This window comes from Curtobacterium sp. 18060 (genome assembly GCF_902706105.1).
In the GTDB taxonomy this organism is placed as follows: domain Bacteria; phylum Actinomycetota; class Actinomycetes; order Actinomycetales; family Microbacteriaceae; genus Curtobacterium.
In genome coordinates, this window is record NZ_CACSJV010000001.1 from 187,504 (window position 1) to 201,738 (window position 14,235).

The window sequence follows — 14,235 nt, forward strand, 5'->3', positions numbered from 1 at the left end:
AGGAGACGTTGCCCGACCCGCCATGCGCCCAGCGGGCTGACGTCGAGGTCTGTGGACGGGCCTCCAGGCCTGCCCGCCTGTGGAGGGAGGACGTTCCTTCCCAGAACGGCCGCGATGCCAAGCGGAATCGGGTGTACCTGGTCGGAACTTTCGACCAGGTACGCCCGAATCGACCAGGTACGCCCACCAACCACACGCAGAGCGGCGCCGGACGGAACGCACCCGTGTCCCGTCCGGCGCCGCGGTCTCTCCCCCGAGGGGGACCGGCCCCGCTGCCTCAGGCCCGGCGTACCCGCAGGGTCACGATCTCGAAGGGCCGGAGCGTGAGCACGACCGGCTCCCCCGAGTCCCACGAGTCCCCCAGCGGGCGTTCCAGCAGGTCCACCGTCGCCACCGAAGCGACGTCGAACCCGAACGACACCCCGACGTCGGTCGCCCGACCACCGGAGGCCTCGTACAGTCGCACGACCACGTCACCGGAGCGGTCCTCGGCGAGCTTCACGGCCTCGACCAGGACCTGCGGCGACGACACCGAGACCAGCGGCGAAACCCCGGTCGTCCCCGCGACCGAGCGCACCGGCAGGTTCAGCCGGTAGCCGGAGTCGGCAGCGTCGAGCACCGACGCCCCCACCCGCAGCACCGTCCGGAACACGTGGTGCCCCTGGTCGGCGTTCGGGTCCGGGAACGTCGGCCCGCGCAGCAGCGACTCGCGCACGAGCGTCGTGGTCCCGCCGTCGGGCCGCGTCGAGCGTGTGATGTCGTGCCCGTAGGTGGAGTCGTTCGCCACCGCGACGCCGAACCCGGGCTCGGCGACGTGCACCCAGCGGTGCGCCGACGTCTCGAAGCGGGCGTGGTCCCACGAGGTGTTCTGGTGGGTCGGCCGGTCGATGTGGCCGAACTGGATCTCGCTCGAGGCGGACGACGCACGGACGTCCACCGGGAACGCGAGCTTCAGCAGCTTCTGGTGCTCGTGCCAGTCGACCTCGGTCTCGATCACCAGCTCTGCGAGCCCGGCGACCGCCGAGTACCGGGTCGTGAGCGTCGACGACCCGAAGGCCCGTTCCACCACGAGCGAGGAGCCGTCGATCGCGACCGACGACGCTGACAGGACGGTGCCGTTGCGCTGGTACGCACGGTCGATGTCCCACGCCTCCCACTGGTTCGGGGTGTCGCGGAAGACGGTGTACTCGGCAGCGGCCGCACCCGGTGCGATCGCGTCGCGCCCGCTGGCGCGGTCGACGAGCGACACGACGTGGCCGGCGCCGTCGATGGTCGCCGTGACGACGCCCGTGTCGAACACGAAGTGGTCGCCGGAGCGGACGGGAGGCACGGGTCGCGGTTCCGAGCCGAGCGAACCACCCAGGGCGGCCGCGTCTCCCGCCGCGACCGGCGAGGCGTTGAAGCGCACGACGTTCCCGGACGAGCCACTGCCGCCGACGGCGTCGGCGCCGGACGGCGCGTCGAGCAGCGCGCTGCTGCCGCCGGCGGCGGCCGACGACGAGGCCCCGACCCCGGCGAGCGCCGCAGCGCCCCCGTTCGCGAGCGCGGTCGTCGCGTTGCCGATCAGCCCCTCGAGCACCTGGGCGATCTGCGCGTAGTTCTCCTCGGCGTTCTCGTAGACCCAGGCGATCGAGGACCCCGGCAGGATGTCGTGGAACTGCTGCAGCAGGACGGTGTGCCAGGCGCGCTCGAGCTCTTCGTAGGGGTAGTCCAGCCCGAGGCGCACGGCCGCGGTCGACGCCCACAGCTCGGCTTCGCGGAGCAGGTGCTCGGAGCGGCGGTTGCCCTGCTTCGTGCGGATCTGCGACGTGTAGGTGCCACGGTGGAACTCGAGGTACATCTCGCCGGACCACACACCGGGGGTCGGCAGCACCCGTTCGAGCTCCTCGAAGACCTGGGCGGGGGTGCCGAGCTGCACGCGCGGCGAGCCGTCCAGGTCGTGCTGGCGTCGGGCGGCTGCGACCATCTCGCGGGTGGGTCCGCCGCCACCGTCACCGAAGCCGTAGAGCAGCATCGAGGTGTTGGCGACGCCGCGCTCCTTGTTGTTCTGTTCGCCCCGGTGCAGATCGGCGGCGGAGACGTCGGAGTTGTAGGTGTCGGCCGGCGGCAGGTGCGTCAGGATGCGCGAGCCGTCGATGCCCTCCCAGTGGAAGGACGTGTGCGGGATGACGTTCGTCTCGTTCCACGACGGCTTCTGGGTGACGAACCACTTCGAGCCGGCGGCCCGGACGATCTGGGGCAGCGCGCCGGAGTAGCCGAACGAGTCGGGCAGCCAGGCCTCGGGGGTGTCGATGCCGAACTCCTCGAGGAAGAAGCGCTTGCCGGCGACGAACTGGCGGGCGAGCGCTTCACCGCCGGGCAGGTTCGTGTCCGACTCCACCCACATGCCACCGACCGGGATCCACCGGCCCTCGGCGACGCGCTGCTTGATGCGGGCCCAGATCGACGGGTAGCCGTCGCGGATCCACGCGTACTGCTGCGCCGACGAGCACGCGAAGGTGAAGTCCGGGTCGCGGTCCATCAGGTCGAGGACGTTCGAGAAGGTGCGGGCGCACTTGCGGATCGTCTCGCGCACCGGCCAGAGCCAGGCGGAGTCGATGTGCGCGTGGCCGACGGCGATCGCCCGGTGTGCCGCGGCACTGGCCGGGACGGCCAGTACGGGTGCGAGCACCTGACGAGCATCGGTTGCGGTGCCGGCGACGTCGTCGGGGTCGAGGGCGTCGGCTGCGAGCTCGAGGGCGTGCAGGATGTCGGCGCCGCGGGTGCCGTCGGTGGGGAGTTCCGCCATCAGGCCACGCAGGACCCAGAAGTCCTGCTGCAGCTCCCACACGGTGTCGTCGCGCTCGACGAGTTCGAGGGCGCGCACGCGGTAGATCGGCTTGTCGCCCGCGGTCGACCGCGACCCGAGGGGCGTCGCGCCCTGGAACGAGTCGCCGCCGATGTCCGGGTTGGCGCCGGCCTCGACGTACAGCTCGAACGACTCCCCTGCACCGACCTCGACGGGCACGGTGTCGTTCCGCGGCTCCACGCCCTTGATCGTGGAGCCGTCGGGCCGGTACGCCAGTCCCTCGGCCTGGAACCCCGGGTGCCGCTTGGTGAACCCGAGGTCGACGAGCAGTTCCGCAGTGGTCCCCGGCGCGGTACCGAAGTCGGCGGGGACGGTGCCGGTGATCCGGAACCAGGTGGTCCCCCACGGCCGGCCACCCCAGGCGCTGCCCACGGTGAACGGTGTGTACGCCTGCTGGACGGCGGAGTCGAACGGCACCGGCTCGTCCGGCACCTCCCACGCCTCGATCGTCACCGGCGCCGAGCGGCGGTGGACGGCGGGGTCGACACGGTCGCGGACGAGGCGGGCGATCCGGGCCTCGACGAGCGGTTCGTCCTGGTGCATGTGGTTCCTTTCGAGAGAGCCGACCGGGGCCAGCGGATCAGCCCTTGATGCCGCCGGCGAGGGCGTTGCCGCCGCCGAGGCCTCGGGACACGATCACGTAGAGGGCGATGACGGGCACGGAGTAGACGATGGAGAACGCGGCGAGCTGTCCGTACGCGACCGCCCCGTTCTGCCCGAAGAAGTTGAAGATGCTCACCGCGGCGGGCACCTTGTCGGGCGAGAGCAGCAGGACGAACGGGACGAAGAAGTTCCCCCACGCCTGGATGAACACGAAGATGAACACGACGGCGATGCCCGGACGCATGAGCGGGACGACGATGCGCGTCAGGGTGGTCATCATCGACGCCCCGTCGGTCCACGCTGCTTCTTCGAGCGAGATCGGCACGGAGTCCATGAAGTTCTTCGCCATCCAGATCGCCATCGGCAGCGACGTCGCGGCGAGGAAGAAGATGCAGCCCCACACGTTGTCGATCAGGTTGAGCGACACGAACAGCGCGTAGACGGGCACCATCATGGCGGTGATCGGCAGGCCGGTCCCGAACAGGATGCTGTACAGGAACGGCTTGTTGACCCGCATCTTGTAGCGGGACAGCGGGTACGCGGCGAGCAGGGCGAAGACCACGGTGACGACTGCCGTGCCGCCGGAGAGCAGCAGGCTGTTCGCGAGTGGGATGAACGACAGCTCGGGTGTGAGCACCTTCGTGAAGTTGTCGAGCGTGAACTGCGTCGGCAGCTTCACGGACAGCGATGCTTGGGTGTCGACCGAGGCGAGGACGAGCCAGAGCAGCGGGACCGCGAAGCACACCGCGATGACGAGCAGCACGGTGTTCGCCACCCACCGCATGGTGCGGCCGCGGGGCGACGTCATGTGCAGCGAACCGGGAGCGGTCACCGAGCGGGTGGTGGTCGGGTCGAGGGACGGGGCAGTGATGGCCATCAGTCCACCTCCGGCTTGAGTGCTCGGATGTAGATGATCGAGAAGACCGCCCCCACCACGAGCAGGATGGTCGCGATCGCGGTCCCGAAGCCGAGCTGCGAGAACTTGAACGCCTCTTGGTAGGCGAGGATCGGCAGGGTCGACGAGTTCGTGCCCGGCCCACCCCCGGTCATCACGAAGATGAGGGTGAAGACCGACAGCGTCTGCAGCGTCGTCAGCATCAGGTTGGTGGAGATGCTCCGTCGGATCACCGGCAGGGTGATGTAGACGAGGCGCTGCCACCCGGTGGCACCGTCGACCTCGGCGGACTCGGTGATCTCCTCGGGGACCTCCTGCACGGCGGCGGAGTAGACGAGCATCGAGAAGGCCGTACCGCGCCAGATGTTCGCCAGGATCACGGCGAACATCGGGAACGTGTAGAGCCAGTTCGGTCCGCTGATGCCGATGGACTTCAGGAACTCGTTGAGCGTGCCCTCGTCGTTGAAGAACGCGTACGCGGCGAACGAGGCGACGATCTCGGGCAGGACCCAGGCGGCGACGACGAAGGTACCGACGATCGCGCGGACGGCCTTGTTGGCCGAGCGCATCAGGAGTGCGAGGCCCAGCCCCAGCACGTTCTGTCCCACGACCGCCGAGGCGAGCAGGAACACGACCGTCAGGATGACGGACTTCGGGAAGTCCGGGTCCTGGAACAGTTCGACGTAGTTCTGGAAGCCGACGAACTGCTGGTCGGCAGCGCCGGCGCCGGTGAGCGCGGAGTTCGTGAACGACCCGTAGAACGACGAGATGACGGGGCCGAGCAGGAAGATGACGAGCAGGACGAGGGCGGGCAGGAGCGGGACCGCTCGGCCGACGTTCCGCAGTGGTCGCCGCTTGCGCGGCACGGGTGGATCGGTGCGCTTCGGCGCACCGGGCGCCGACAACGTCGGCGCGAGGGGGGTGCTGGACACGATGGGTGCCTTCCGGGTGCGGAGGGGTTCCGAAGGTGGGGAAGGACGGACGGGAGGCGCGGTGCGGGGCCGCCCCGCGCCTCCCGTCCGTCAGTGGGTGACGTCCGTCAACCAGCCGAGACGGTGTTCTCCTTGCCGACCACCTGCGTGACGGCCTTGTCGTACACGGCGGCCGCCTGCTTCGGTGTCTGCTGTCCGGTCATGACCGACTCCATCGCGACCTGGATCGCGTTCGACACTTGCGAGTAGTCACTCGTCGCCGGGCGGAAGTTCGTGTTCTCCACCAGTCCGGAGAAGAACTTGAACGTCGGGTTGGCGTCGGTGTAGGCGGTGTCGTCCGCGACGTCCTTGCGGACGGCGATCTGGCTGTTCTCGGTGTCGTACTTCAGCGAGCCGTCCTTGTCGAGGAAGCTCGTGATGAAGTCGAACGCCGCCTGCGGGTTCTTCGACTTCGCGCCGACCGCCAGGGTCCAGCCACCGGACATCGAGTTGTAGCCCGGGTCCTGACCGTTCTGCGTCGGCATCGGTGCCTGACCCATCACGTCGTTCCACTCGGCCCACGGCGCGGTGCCGGACTTGAGCCACGTGCCGGACTGCCACGAACCGTCGAGGTCGATCGCGAGCTTGCCCTTCGGCAGCCACGTCTGCGCGATGGTCGTGCCGACGTTCGTGTCGAGCGCCTGCTGCGGTGTCGGGCCGAGGCCGCCCTGGTAGACGTCCTTCACGAACTGCAGCGAGTCCTCGAACTGCTTCGAGCCCGTGACCCACTTCTTGTCCTTGTAGAGCGTGTTGCCGGAGCCGTCCGCCCCGTACAGGAGCATCTCGAAGCCCTGCATGGTCGACGCCTCGCCCTGCGCCTTGCCCGAGTAGATGTTGAACGGGATGAGGTCGGGCTTCTTGTCCTTGATCGTCTTCGCCGCGGCGAGCACGTCGTCCCAGGTCTTCGGCTGCCACGGCACGGGCAGGCCGACGGACTTGAAGATGTCCTTGTTGTACCAGAGCGCACGGGTGTCGGTGCCCATCGGGACGCCGTAGATCTTGCCGTCGTCACCCTGGCCGGCCTGCTTGGCGTTGTCGAAGAACTGGTCCCAGTCCTTCCACTTCGCCGTGTACTTGTCGAGCGGCAGGAGGTAGCCGGCCTCGGCGTCGGCCTTGACGAGGAAGGTGTCCTCGTACATGACGTCGGGAGCCGTCGCGGGCGCCTTGTTCATGAGCGCGAGCTTCGTGTAGTAGTCGTTGCCCTGGGCCTGGATCGGGACGAGCGTGACCTTCTTGCCCGGGTTGTCCTTCTCGTACTCCTTCTTGACGACCTTCATCTGGGCGTCGAGCTGCTGGAAGGCTCCGAACTTCTGGTACGCGATCTTGATCGTGTCGCTCGAGGCGGACCCCGAGGCTGAGCAGCCTGCCAGGCCGACCGCGGCGACGGCCACGGCTGCGAGTCCGGCGATGATGCGGGTGCGTTTCATCGGTGCTCCTTTGCACGGGTGACATCCGCGGGCTCCATCGCCCGCGCGCAGGATTAGTCCAGCGTATGGACTTATCCGTGTCAAGGAGTTTTTCGCGCCGCGCGCGTCGGGTGCGCGTGGTTGGGGGTGAACCGTGCCGAATCGGGCGTACCTGGTCGGAACTTTCGACCAGGTACGCCCGATTCCGCTTCCCATCGCACGCGCTCTGGGAAGGAACGTCCGTCAGTCGATCGGGGTCGCGCTCCCCGTCACGGTGATCCCGCCGGACTCCGGCACGTCGACGAGCAGCAGGCTCGGACGACCGACGTGGCGCCCCTGCCGGATGACGACGCGGTCCCCCGGCTCGACGGCACCGACCTCGCGCAGGTACGCCCCGGTCGACGCTGCCGCCGAACCCGTCGCCGGGTCCTCGGTGATGCGGCCGGCGGGGAACAGGTTCCGCGCCTCGTACTCGCGCTCCCCGGTCCGGTGCAGCACTGTGACCGTCCCCTGCCAGCCGGCCTCGTGCTTGAGGTCGGCGAGCGGTCCGGGTGCGAACCGGAACTGGTGGAAGAGCTCGCGGTCGTGCAGCACGAGCACCGGGTGCCAGTTGCCGGCGAACGACTCGAGCACCGGGAAGCCCGGCGCGATGTCGTCGGCCGTGAGCCCGAGCAGGTCGAACAACCGCCCGAGGAGCGCCGAGTCGATGTCCCGCGTCGCCGGTTCGACACTCGTCATCGCGACCCGGACCACCCCGTCCGGACCGGTGGTGGCGTCGAGGGCGACCTCGCCGGCGGCCGTCGTGAACACTCGGCGGCCGAGCCCCTGCCGTTCGGCGAGCGCCACCGCGAGCGCGACCGTCGCGTGCCCGCAGAACGGCACCTCGGCGGCGGGCGAGAAGTAGCGGACGTGCGGGCACGTCGCCGTGGCGCCGACGACGAACGCGGTCTCGGGGTAGCCGACCTCGCGGGCGACGGCGAGCATCTCGTCGTCGGAAAGCGCTGCTGCGTCGAGGACCAGGCCGGCGGGGTTGCCGCCCCCGGGCTCGGCGGCGAAGGCGGTGTACCGGAGGACGTCGATGCTCATGCTCCGACGCTACTGCGGGGGCGGCGAGGACTGCTGATCACGCATGGTGAGCAGGAATGGTCGGGTCCGCTGAGCGAACCCGACCATTCCTGCTCACGAAGTGCCCCCGTGGGGCGTGGGGACTACTCCGCCGCCGCCGCCTTGCGACGGCGGACGATCAGCACACCCGCACCCGCGGCGAGCAGCAGGAACGCGATGAGCGCACCGACACCGAGGCCCTCGGCACCCGTGAACGCGAGCTGCCCGTCAGCGGTGATCGTGATCGGGGTCCAGCCCAGCACCGTGCCGTCCTCCGCGGTCACGACGATGCGGTGCTCGCCAGCCGGAGCATCGGCCGGGATCGTGACGCGCACCGTGCCGTCAGCGCCGACCGTCACGGTGCCGAGCAGCGTCGGCGTCGAGTACAGCCACACGTTCACCCGGTCGCCGGCGTACCGCGTGCCCACCGTGACCGTGATGGTCTCCCCCGCGCGGGCGGACGACGGGGCCGAGACGCCCCCACGGTTCGTGTCCGTCAGGCCGGTCTCCGAGGGAGCCACCGGGGCGGCCGGAGCGGTCGGAGCGGTCGGCGACGGGGTCGGCGTCGGTCCACCGGTCCCGGGGGTCGGCGCAGGCGTCGATCCGCCGTCACCCGGAGCAGGCGTGGGCGTGGGGGTCGGGTCGGTGCCCGGGTCCGTGCCCGGGTCGGTGCCGCCGCCCTCGCACGGGTACGTCCCGGTGCGGAGCGAGAACCCGTTCGTGTCGTTGTCGTCGGCGTAGAAGGTCGCACGCTGCCCGTCGGCGCAGACGCCGGAGATCGCGAAGCCCTCGTTGGCGAGCGTCCGGTCCGCGTTCGACGGAGCCTCGAAGACCTTCGCGGCGGTGAAGACACCGTTGGTCAGCTCGTACAGCGCGCTGCGTCCGGCGCAGGCGTCGTCGCACACCACCCAGAGCGCGTCGAGGGTCGGGTCGAACTGCACGTCGGCGACGACCGCGAACGGCGAACCGATGGTGGCCACACGCTGGAACGAGCCGTCCGCCATCAGGGCGTAGGCGGAGACGCTCGCGGTGCCCTCGACGCCGACGAAGAAGAGCCCCTCGCCGTGTCCGGCGTACGTCGACGGCGCGTAGGCCGCGCCGGTGTGCTCGTCGGCGAAGCCGTGCTCGGTGAGCCACGAGTCCGGGATCCAGGTGACGCCCTCGAGACCGGCGTTCGCACCGAGCCCCGGGAAGTCGGCTGCGAGGTTCCACTCGTCGGTGGCGCGCAACGTCGACTCGGATCCGTCGGTGGTGGCGTACCGCAGGACCGACGGACGGCTGGTCTTCGACACGTCGTTGTCCCGCTCGGTCGACACGTACACGGCGCCCGGGTCGTCGCTCGTGACGGTGACGCCCTCGGCGTCCGGGGTCCCCGTGCCGTCGGCGTACCGCAGGTCCGTGCCCGCGGCGTTCGACGGCGCCCAGCCGCCCTGACCGTCCGAGGTCAGGTGGTAGAGCAGGCCGTCGCCGTTCTGCACGGCCCAGAGCTGGCCGTCCTCGGAGGTGCTGGAGGTGGTCCAGTCGATGCCGCTCAGGTCACCGGTGAAGGTGTCCTCGTCGTCGAGCACGGTCTCGTCGGCGCCACCGGGCCACGGCTCGGCGGTGACGACTCCGGCGAACCGGTTCGCCGTGCCCTTCGTCGACTCGGCGGTCTCGGCGAAGTCGCCGGTGCCGTCCGGGTTGCGGCCGTACGTGGCGGCAGCGTGGGCCGTCCACGAGTACGAGTCGACCAGCGCACCCCGCGGATCGAAGACCCGGGCGGAGTCGGCCTTGCCGAGTCCGAAGCCGAAGTCCGCCTCGTCGAGGACGGTGAAGCCCCCGGCCGCGATCGTCGTGCCGGCGGGGATCGTGTACGCGTGGTCGTCCTCGCTGTCCTTGAGGACGTACCCGCCCAGGTCGACCGTGGTGCTACCGACGTTGGTCAGCTCCACCCAGTCGCCGGGGGTGCCGTCCTGCGACTCGACCTCGTTGATGCGCACGGGCGAGGAGCAGTCGTTGGCGGCCCCCTTCGTCGACGCGGTGGTGTCGACCAGCGCACCGGTCCCGTCGGCGCACCGGCCGTACGTGACGACCGCGTGGCTCGTCCACGAGTACCGGAGCACCAGGTCGCCGGCGGGGTCGTACACCCGCGCGGTGTCGGCGCCACCGAGTCCGAAGTCGAACCCCGGTGCGGTCGCCGAGAGCTGGTCGATGACGAAGTACCCGCCGGGGGCGATCGTCGAGCCGGCGGGCAGGACGTAGGCGTCGTGGGTGCTGTCGTCGTCGAGGAACGCGTAACCGGTCAGGTCGATCGACGCCGACGACGTGTTCTGCAGCTCGACCCAGTCGGTGTCGTCGCCGTTCGACTCGACCTCGTTGACGACGAGGCCGTTCGGGGCGGCGGCGCCGACGCTCGGGTCGTCGTCACCGACGGCGGCGAGTGCCGGGCTGGCCGTGACGACACCGGCGCCGAGGGCCAGCGCGGTGACGATGGCAGCACCGATCCGCACGGAGCGGGGGCGCAGGGCAGGAGTGCGCATGCAGGTCCTTCTCGGGAGGGGAGGGGAGACCTGCACGACTGTTCAGCACCCGGGCGTCCGACCGGTGGCCGCCCGGTGAACGACAGGTGTCGCGCGGCGCCCGAGCGCGGGATCCCTCAGCCCTGCGCGACCCCGGAGAAGTCGGGCGACCCGTCGGGCAGCGCCGGCAGTGGCGTGCCGTCGACGTACCGCGGCCACGCCAGGGCACGCGACGCCTCCGGGCGCGGCTCGTACCGGTACCGGTCCCCGCTGACCGGGCCGGCCGCCGTGGCGGCCGTGGCAGCCGTCGGGGCATCGGGCACCGGAGTGGCGGCCCACGTCGCGATCGGTGTCGCGGGCGCCGTCGGGGGTGCTGCCGGCGGCGCTTCCGGCGTCGGCCACGCTCCGACCGCCCCCGCCGGGACGGCGCCCCGCGGGCGGAAGAGCGCGTTGCTGAGCGGGACGACGACCGTTCCGAGCAGGTCGAGGATGACCACCACCCAGACGAGTCGCCAGTAGCCGCGGGCGTAGTCCACGTCGGGTGCGAGCAGCGGGATCGACAGCAGCAGTGCGAGCAGGGCGATGACCCCGACGGTGGCCTTCGCGACGACCTGGAGCGCCGGTGTCGGGTACCGGCGGTGGATGACGAGCAGCAGGTGCACGTGCAGGAGCGCCACGCGGGCGACGCCGACGAGCCAGATCCAGTGCCAGAACCGCTCGCCGACGAGCCAGAGGCCGTCATCGCCAGAGGAGTCCGTCGGGGCGAGCCACACCTTGTACAGCCCCGCGACGAGCAGGTACATCGACGTGGCAATGCTGACGAACGCGAACGTGCCCGATCGGCGTGACGAGACGTCGGCGTCGTACCAGGACAGCAGGGCGAAGACGACCACCACGACGATCGTCAGGAGCAGCTGCACCGCGACCCGTCCGAAGTCGCCGACCAGCACCGCCACGATGCCGACGAGCCCGGCTGCGACGACCGCGCCGATGATCGTCCGGAACACCAACGGCCGGACCTTCGCCCAGCGTCGGTCGATCGTGCCCGCGGCGCCGTTGTCCGTCATGTGTCCCCCGTCGTTCGCCGCCCACCTGGCGGATCCGTCGGTTCGCAGCGTAGCGGGCGGTGCGAGCCACCCCCGACCGCCGTCAGCGGCGGATGAGCAGCCCGCTCGCCCGCGGGGACAACGCGGCGTCGAGCACCAGGCACGCGGCCCCCACCGCGGCGACGTCGGCACCGCGGTCGCTCTCGACCACGTCGACCGCGTGCTTCGGCACGAGCAACGGCGACCCGACGATCGCCGCGCGGGCGGCCGGCAGTGCGGCACTCGCGATGCGGGACCAGAACGGTCCGCCGAACACGACCCGGTCGATGTCGAGCAGGTTCACGATGACGACGGCGGCGTCGCCCATGACGGTGCCGGCTTCGGCTGCGAGCGTGATCGCGGCCTCGTCGCCGGCGGCGATGGCCTCGGCGAGTTCGTCCCAGGCACGGTTCACCGCGTCGACCGACCCGTCGGACGGGACCGACCCGTCGGACGCGGCCGCACCACCGGACACGGCCGCACCACCGGACGAGACCGCACCACCGGACGAGACCACACCGCCGGACGAGACCGCACCGGCAGCGTCGCCGCCGCCGGACAACGCCACCCCCCGCTCCCGCGCGATCCGCACGAGTCGGTCCGGTGCCACGGCCGCGCCGACCTCGCCGCGGGTGCCGGACCCGTCGGGGGTGCCGGCGAGCGATCGCTGGTCGACCATGATGTGCCCGGCGTCCCCGGCGTTCGACCCGACCCCGCGCACGGGTTCGTGGTCGACGACGAGCCCGACGCCGAAGCCGGTGCCGAAGTACACGAACGCAAAGTTCCGCGCCGACGACTCCCCCGCCAGGAACATCTCGCCGACCGCGGCGGCCGTGACGTCCTTCTCGAGCAGGACGGGGTAGCCCGTGGCCTCGGCGAGCGCGTCGCGCAGGGGCACGTCACGCCACCGGGGCAGGAACGGCGGGTCGACGACGATGCCGGCGTCGACGTCGATGGGGCCGGGGCTGGCGATCCCGACACCGAGCACCCCGTCGACGTCCACGCCGGCGTCGGCGATCAGGCCGTCGACGGCGGAGCCGATGGAGCGGACGACCTCGGACGGGTCGTCGGCGGTCGGGGTCGAGGTGGTGGACGAGGCGACGACGGTACCGGCCAGGTCGAGCAGCACGTAGGTGACGACGGCCGGGTCGACGTGCACGCCGACGGCGTAGCGGCTGCCGGGTTCGAGCCGCAGGATGGTGCGCGGCTTGCCCCGACCGGCGACGACGGTGCCGGACTCGACGATCATGCCGGCCTCGATCAGGAAGCGGGTGACGTTCGACACCGTCTGCGCGCTGAGGCCGGTCCGCGAGGCGAGTTCGACACGGCTCAGGCCGTCCGGCGAGCGTCGGACGGCATCGAGCACGACCGTGCGGTTGAACCCGCCGATCGACGGGAGGTTCGCTCCACGCCGATGTTCTGCCATTCCGCGACCATACCGCGGCAACGGTGCGGTCTCGGTCTGCCGTCCGCGCTGGCCCCCACACGGGTCGCACCGTTACCCTGGCCGCATGGCCGACCTGCGTCTCGAAGAACTCTCCGCGAAGACCGCTGCCGCGGCGAACTCCCTGACGCTCAAGCCGGGTCAGGAACAGTTCGTGCAGCCGACCACCTACGGGGTCGCCGAGTCCGACGTCAAGCCGAGCTCCGCGTGGACCCGGGTGGTCCTGGACGGCGACGAGGTCCTGGGCCTCATCATCGGTTCGTTCGACGCGGACAACGCGCAGGAAGAGCTGCGCAGCGCCATCTGGCGGGTCAACGTCGCCGGCACGGCGCAGGGTCGCGGCGTCGGCCGCTTCGCCGTGCACGGCCTGGCGGACGAGGCCCGCAGCCGTGGACAGGAACGCCTGACGGTCGTGTACGAGCCCGGTGGCGACGACAGCCCCGAGGCGTTCTTCCGTGCAGTCGGCTTCGAGGTCGTCCGCGAGACCCAGTACGGCGACCACTTCGCGGTCCTGACGCTCTAGTACGTCTCCGACGACGTACTCACCGACGACGTGCCCGAGGACGACGCCCCGGCGCCGGAGCAGGACTTCGGGGCGGCGGTGGCCGAGGTGGTCCGGATGATCCCGCCGGGTCACGTCATGACGTACGGCGACGTCGCCGCGGCGCTCGGCTCACGCGCGTCGCGTGCGGTCGGCAAGGTGATGGCGCACGAGGGCGCCGACCTGCCCTGGTGGCGCGTGGTACGCGCGGGTGGGCACCCGCCGCTGCACCACGAGGCCCGTGCGCTCCAGCACTACCGCGCGGAGGGCACGCCGCTCGTGCAGGGGACGGCGGCCTGGAGGCTCGACATGCGTCGTGCCCGCTGGTCGCCGTCCACGGATGCGGACGACCCGTTCTGACGCCCGGCCCACGCACGTCGGCCGTCCGTCCGCCGGCGGTCAGCGGTCGAAGCGCTCGCCCTTCGGGCTGGTCGGGACCAGGCACAGCACGTACACGACGAGCGAGCCGATGCCGGGCACGACGTGCAGGAACTGCCAGAAGCCGGACAGGCCGGCGTCGTGCAGCCGTCGGGCGCTGAGGGCGAGCGACCCGATCAGGGTCGCGAGGCCCCAGAGGACGAACAGGTAGGACCCGACGGGGTTCTCGAACAGCGCGGTGTCCGGCGTGAACGCCTGCGGGACGAGCTGCAGGACGAGTCCGATCGCGAGCGACGTGATCCACCACCACCAGAACTCGGCACGCGAGGCCCGTCCGGTGAACACGGTGTACTTCCGCCAGAACCGCCGGACGGCCTCGGTGAAGGGTGCGCCGTAGAAGGGGTCGCGCAGGGCGACGCCGCCGGGCTGCACGCTGTCGTTGCTCATGGAGCAAGCCAACCA

11 protein-coding genes are annotated in these 14,235 nt (G+C 70.9%); 2 read left to right on the forward strand and 9 right to left on the reverse strand.

Annotated elements, in window-relative coordinates; translation table 11 throughout:
* Nucleotides 1–277: 277 nt before the first annotated feature.
* The 8 genes from GVL05_RS00920 to GVL05_RS00955 all read right to left on the reverse strand — a co-directional run bounded on the left by GVL05_RS00920 (nt 278) and on the right by GVL05_RS00955 (nt 12,836).
* Nucleotides 278–3,391: a glycoside hydrolase family 38 C-terminal domain-containing protein gene (locus GVL05_RS00920; RefSeq protein WP_159570456.1), complete on the reverse strand. Its 3,114-nt coding sequence runs from the start codon at nt 3,389–3,391 to the stop codon at nt 278–280.
* A gap of 37 nt (nt 3,392–3,428) precedes the next feature.
* A complete protein-coding gene (locus GVL05_RS00925; protein WP_173169120.1) occupies nt 3,429–4,259 on the reverse strand; it encodes a carbohydrate ABC transporter permease in 831 nt (276 codons plus the stop codon).
* 68 nt (nt 4,260–4,327) lie between these two features.
* On the reverse strand, nt 4,328–5,212 hold the full coding sequence (locus tag GVL05_RS00930) for a carbohydrate ABC transporter permease (RefSeq protein ID WP_235035790.1): 885 nt from the start codon (nt 5,210–5,212) through the stop codon (nt 4,328–4,330).
* 173 nt (nt 5,213–5,385) lie between these two features.
* Nucleotides 5,386–6,744 (reverse strand): extracellular solute-binding protein, encoded by a 1,359-nt coding sequence (locus tag GVL05_RS00935; protein ID WP_123293238.1) that lies wholly within the window; start codon nt 6,742–6,744, stop codon nt 5,386–5,388.
* A gap of 222 nt (nt 6,745–6,966) precedes the next feature.
* Nucleotides 6,967–7,809, reverse strand: a complete 843-nt coding sequence (locus GVL05_RS00940) for a PhzF family phenazine biosynthesis protein (RefSeq protein WP_159570459.1) — start codon at nt 7,807–7,809, stop codon at nt 6,967–6,969.
* Between the two features lie 122 nt (nt 7,810–7,931).
* A complete protein-coding gene (locus GVL05_RS00945; protein WP_159570462.1) occupies nt 7,932–10,346 on the reverse strand; it encodes a lamin tail domain-containing protein in 2,415 nt (804 codons plus the stop codon).
* A 116-nt stretch (nt 10,347–10,462) separates the two neighbouring features.
* Nucleotides 10,463–11,392: a hypothetical protein gene (locus tag GVL05_RS00950; protein ID WP_159570465.1), complete on the reverse strand. Its 930-nt coding sequence runs from the start codon at nt 11,390–11,392 to the stop codon at nt 10,463–10,465.
* Between the two features lie 82 nt (nt 11,393–11,474).
* Complete coding sequence (locus GVL05_RS00955; RefSeq protein ID WP_159570468.1) at nt 11,475–12,836, reverse strand: ROK family transcriptional regulator; 1,362 nt, start codon at nt 12,834–12,836, stop codon at nt 11,475–11,477.
* Nucleotides 12,837–12,921: 85 nt separating this feature from the next.
* On the opposite strand from GVL05_RS00955, the gene GVL05_RS00960 reads away from it, so the two are divergent.
* Both GVL05_RS00960 and GVL05_RS00965 read left to right on the forward strand, forming a co-directional pair.
* On the forward strand, nt 12,922–13,377 hold the full coding sequence (locus GVL05_RS00960) for a GNAT family N-acetyltransferase (RefSeq protein WP_111085338.1): 456 nt from the start codon (nt 12,922–12,924) through the stop codon (nt 13,375–13,377).
* A gap of 30 nt (nt 13,378–13,407) precedes the next feature.
* Complete coding sequence (locus tag GVL05_RS00965) at nt 13,408–13,755, forward strand: MGMT family protein (protein ID WP_235035781.1); 348 nt, start codon at nt 13,408–13,410, stop codon at nt 13,753–13,755.
* Nucleotides 13,756–13,794: 39 nt separating this feature from the next.
* Here the strand turns inward: GVL05_RS00965 and GVL05_RS00970 are convergent, their stop codons facing one another.
* Nucleotides 13,795–14,220, reverse strand: a complete 426-nt coding sequence (locus tag GVL05_RS00970) for a DUF805 domain-containing protein (RefSeq protein WP_159570471.1) — start codon at nt 14,218–14,220, stop codon at nt 13,795–13,797.
* Nucleotides 14,221–14,235 lie beyond the last annotated feature (15 nt).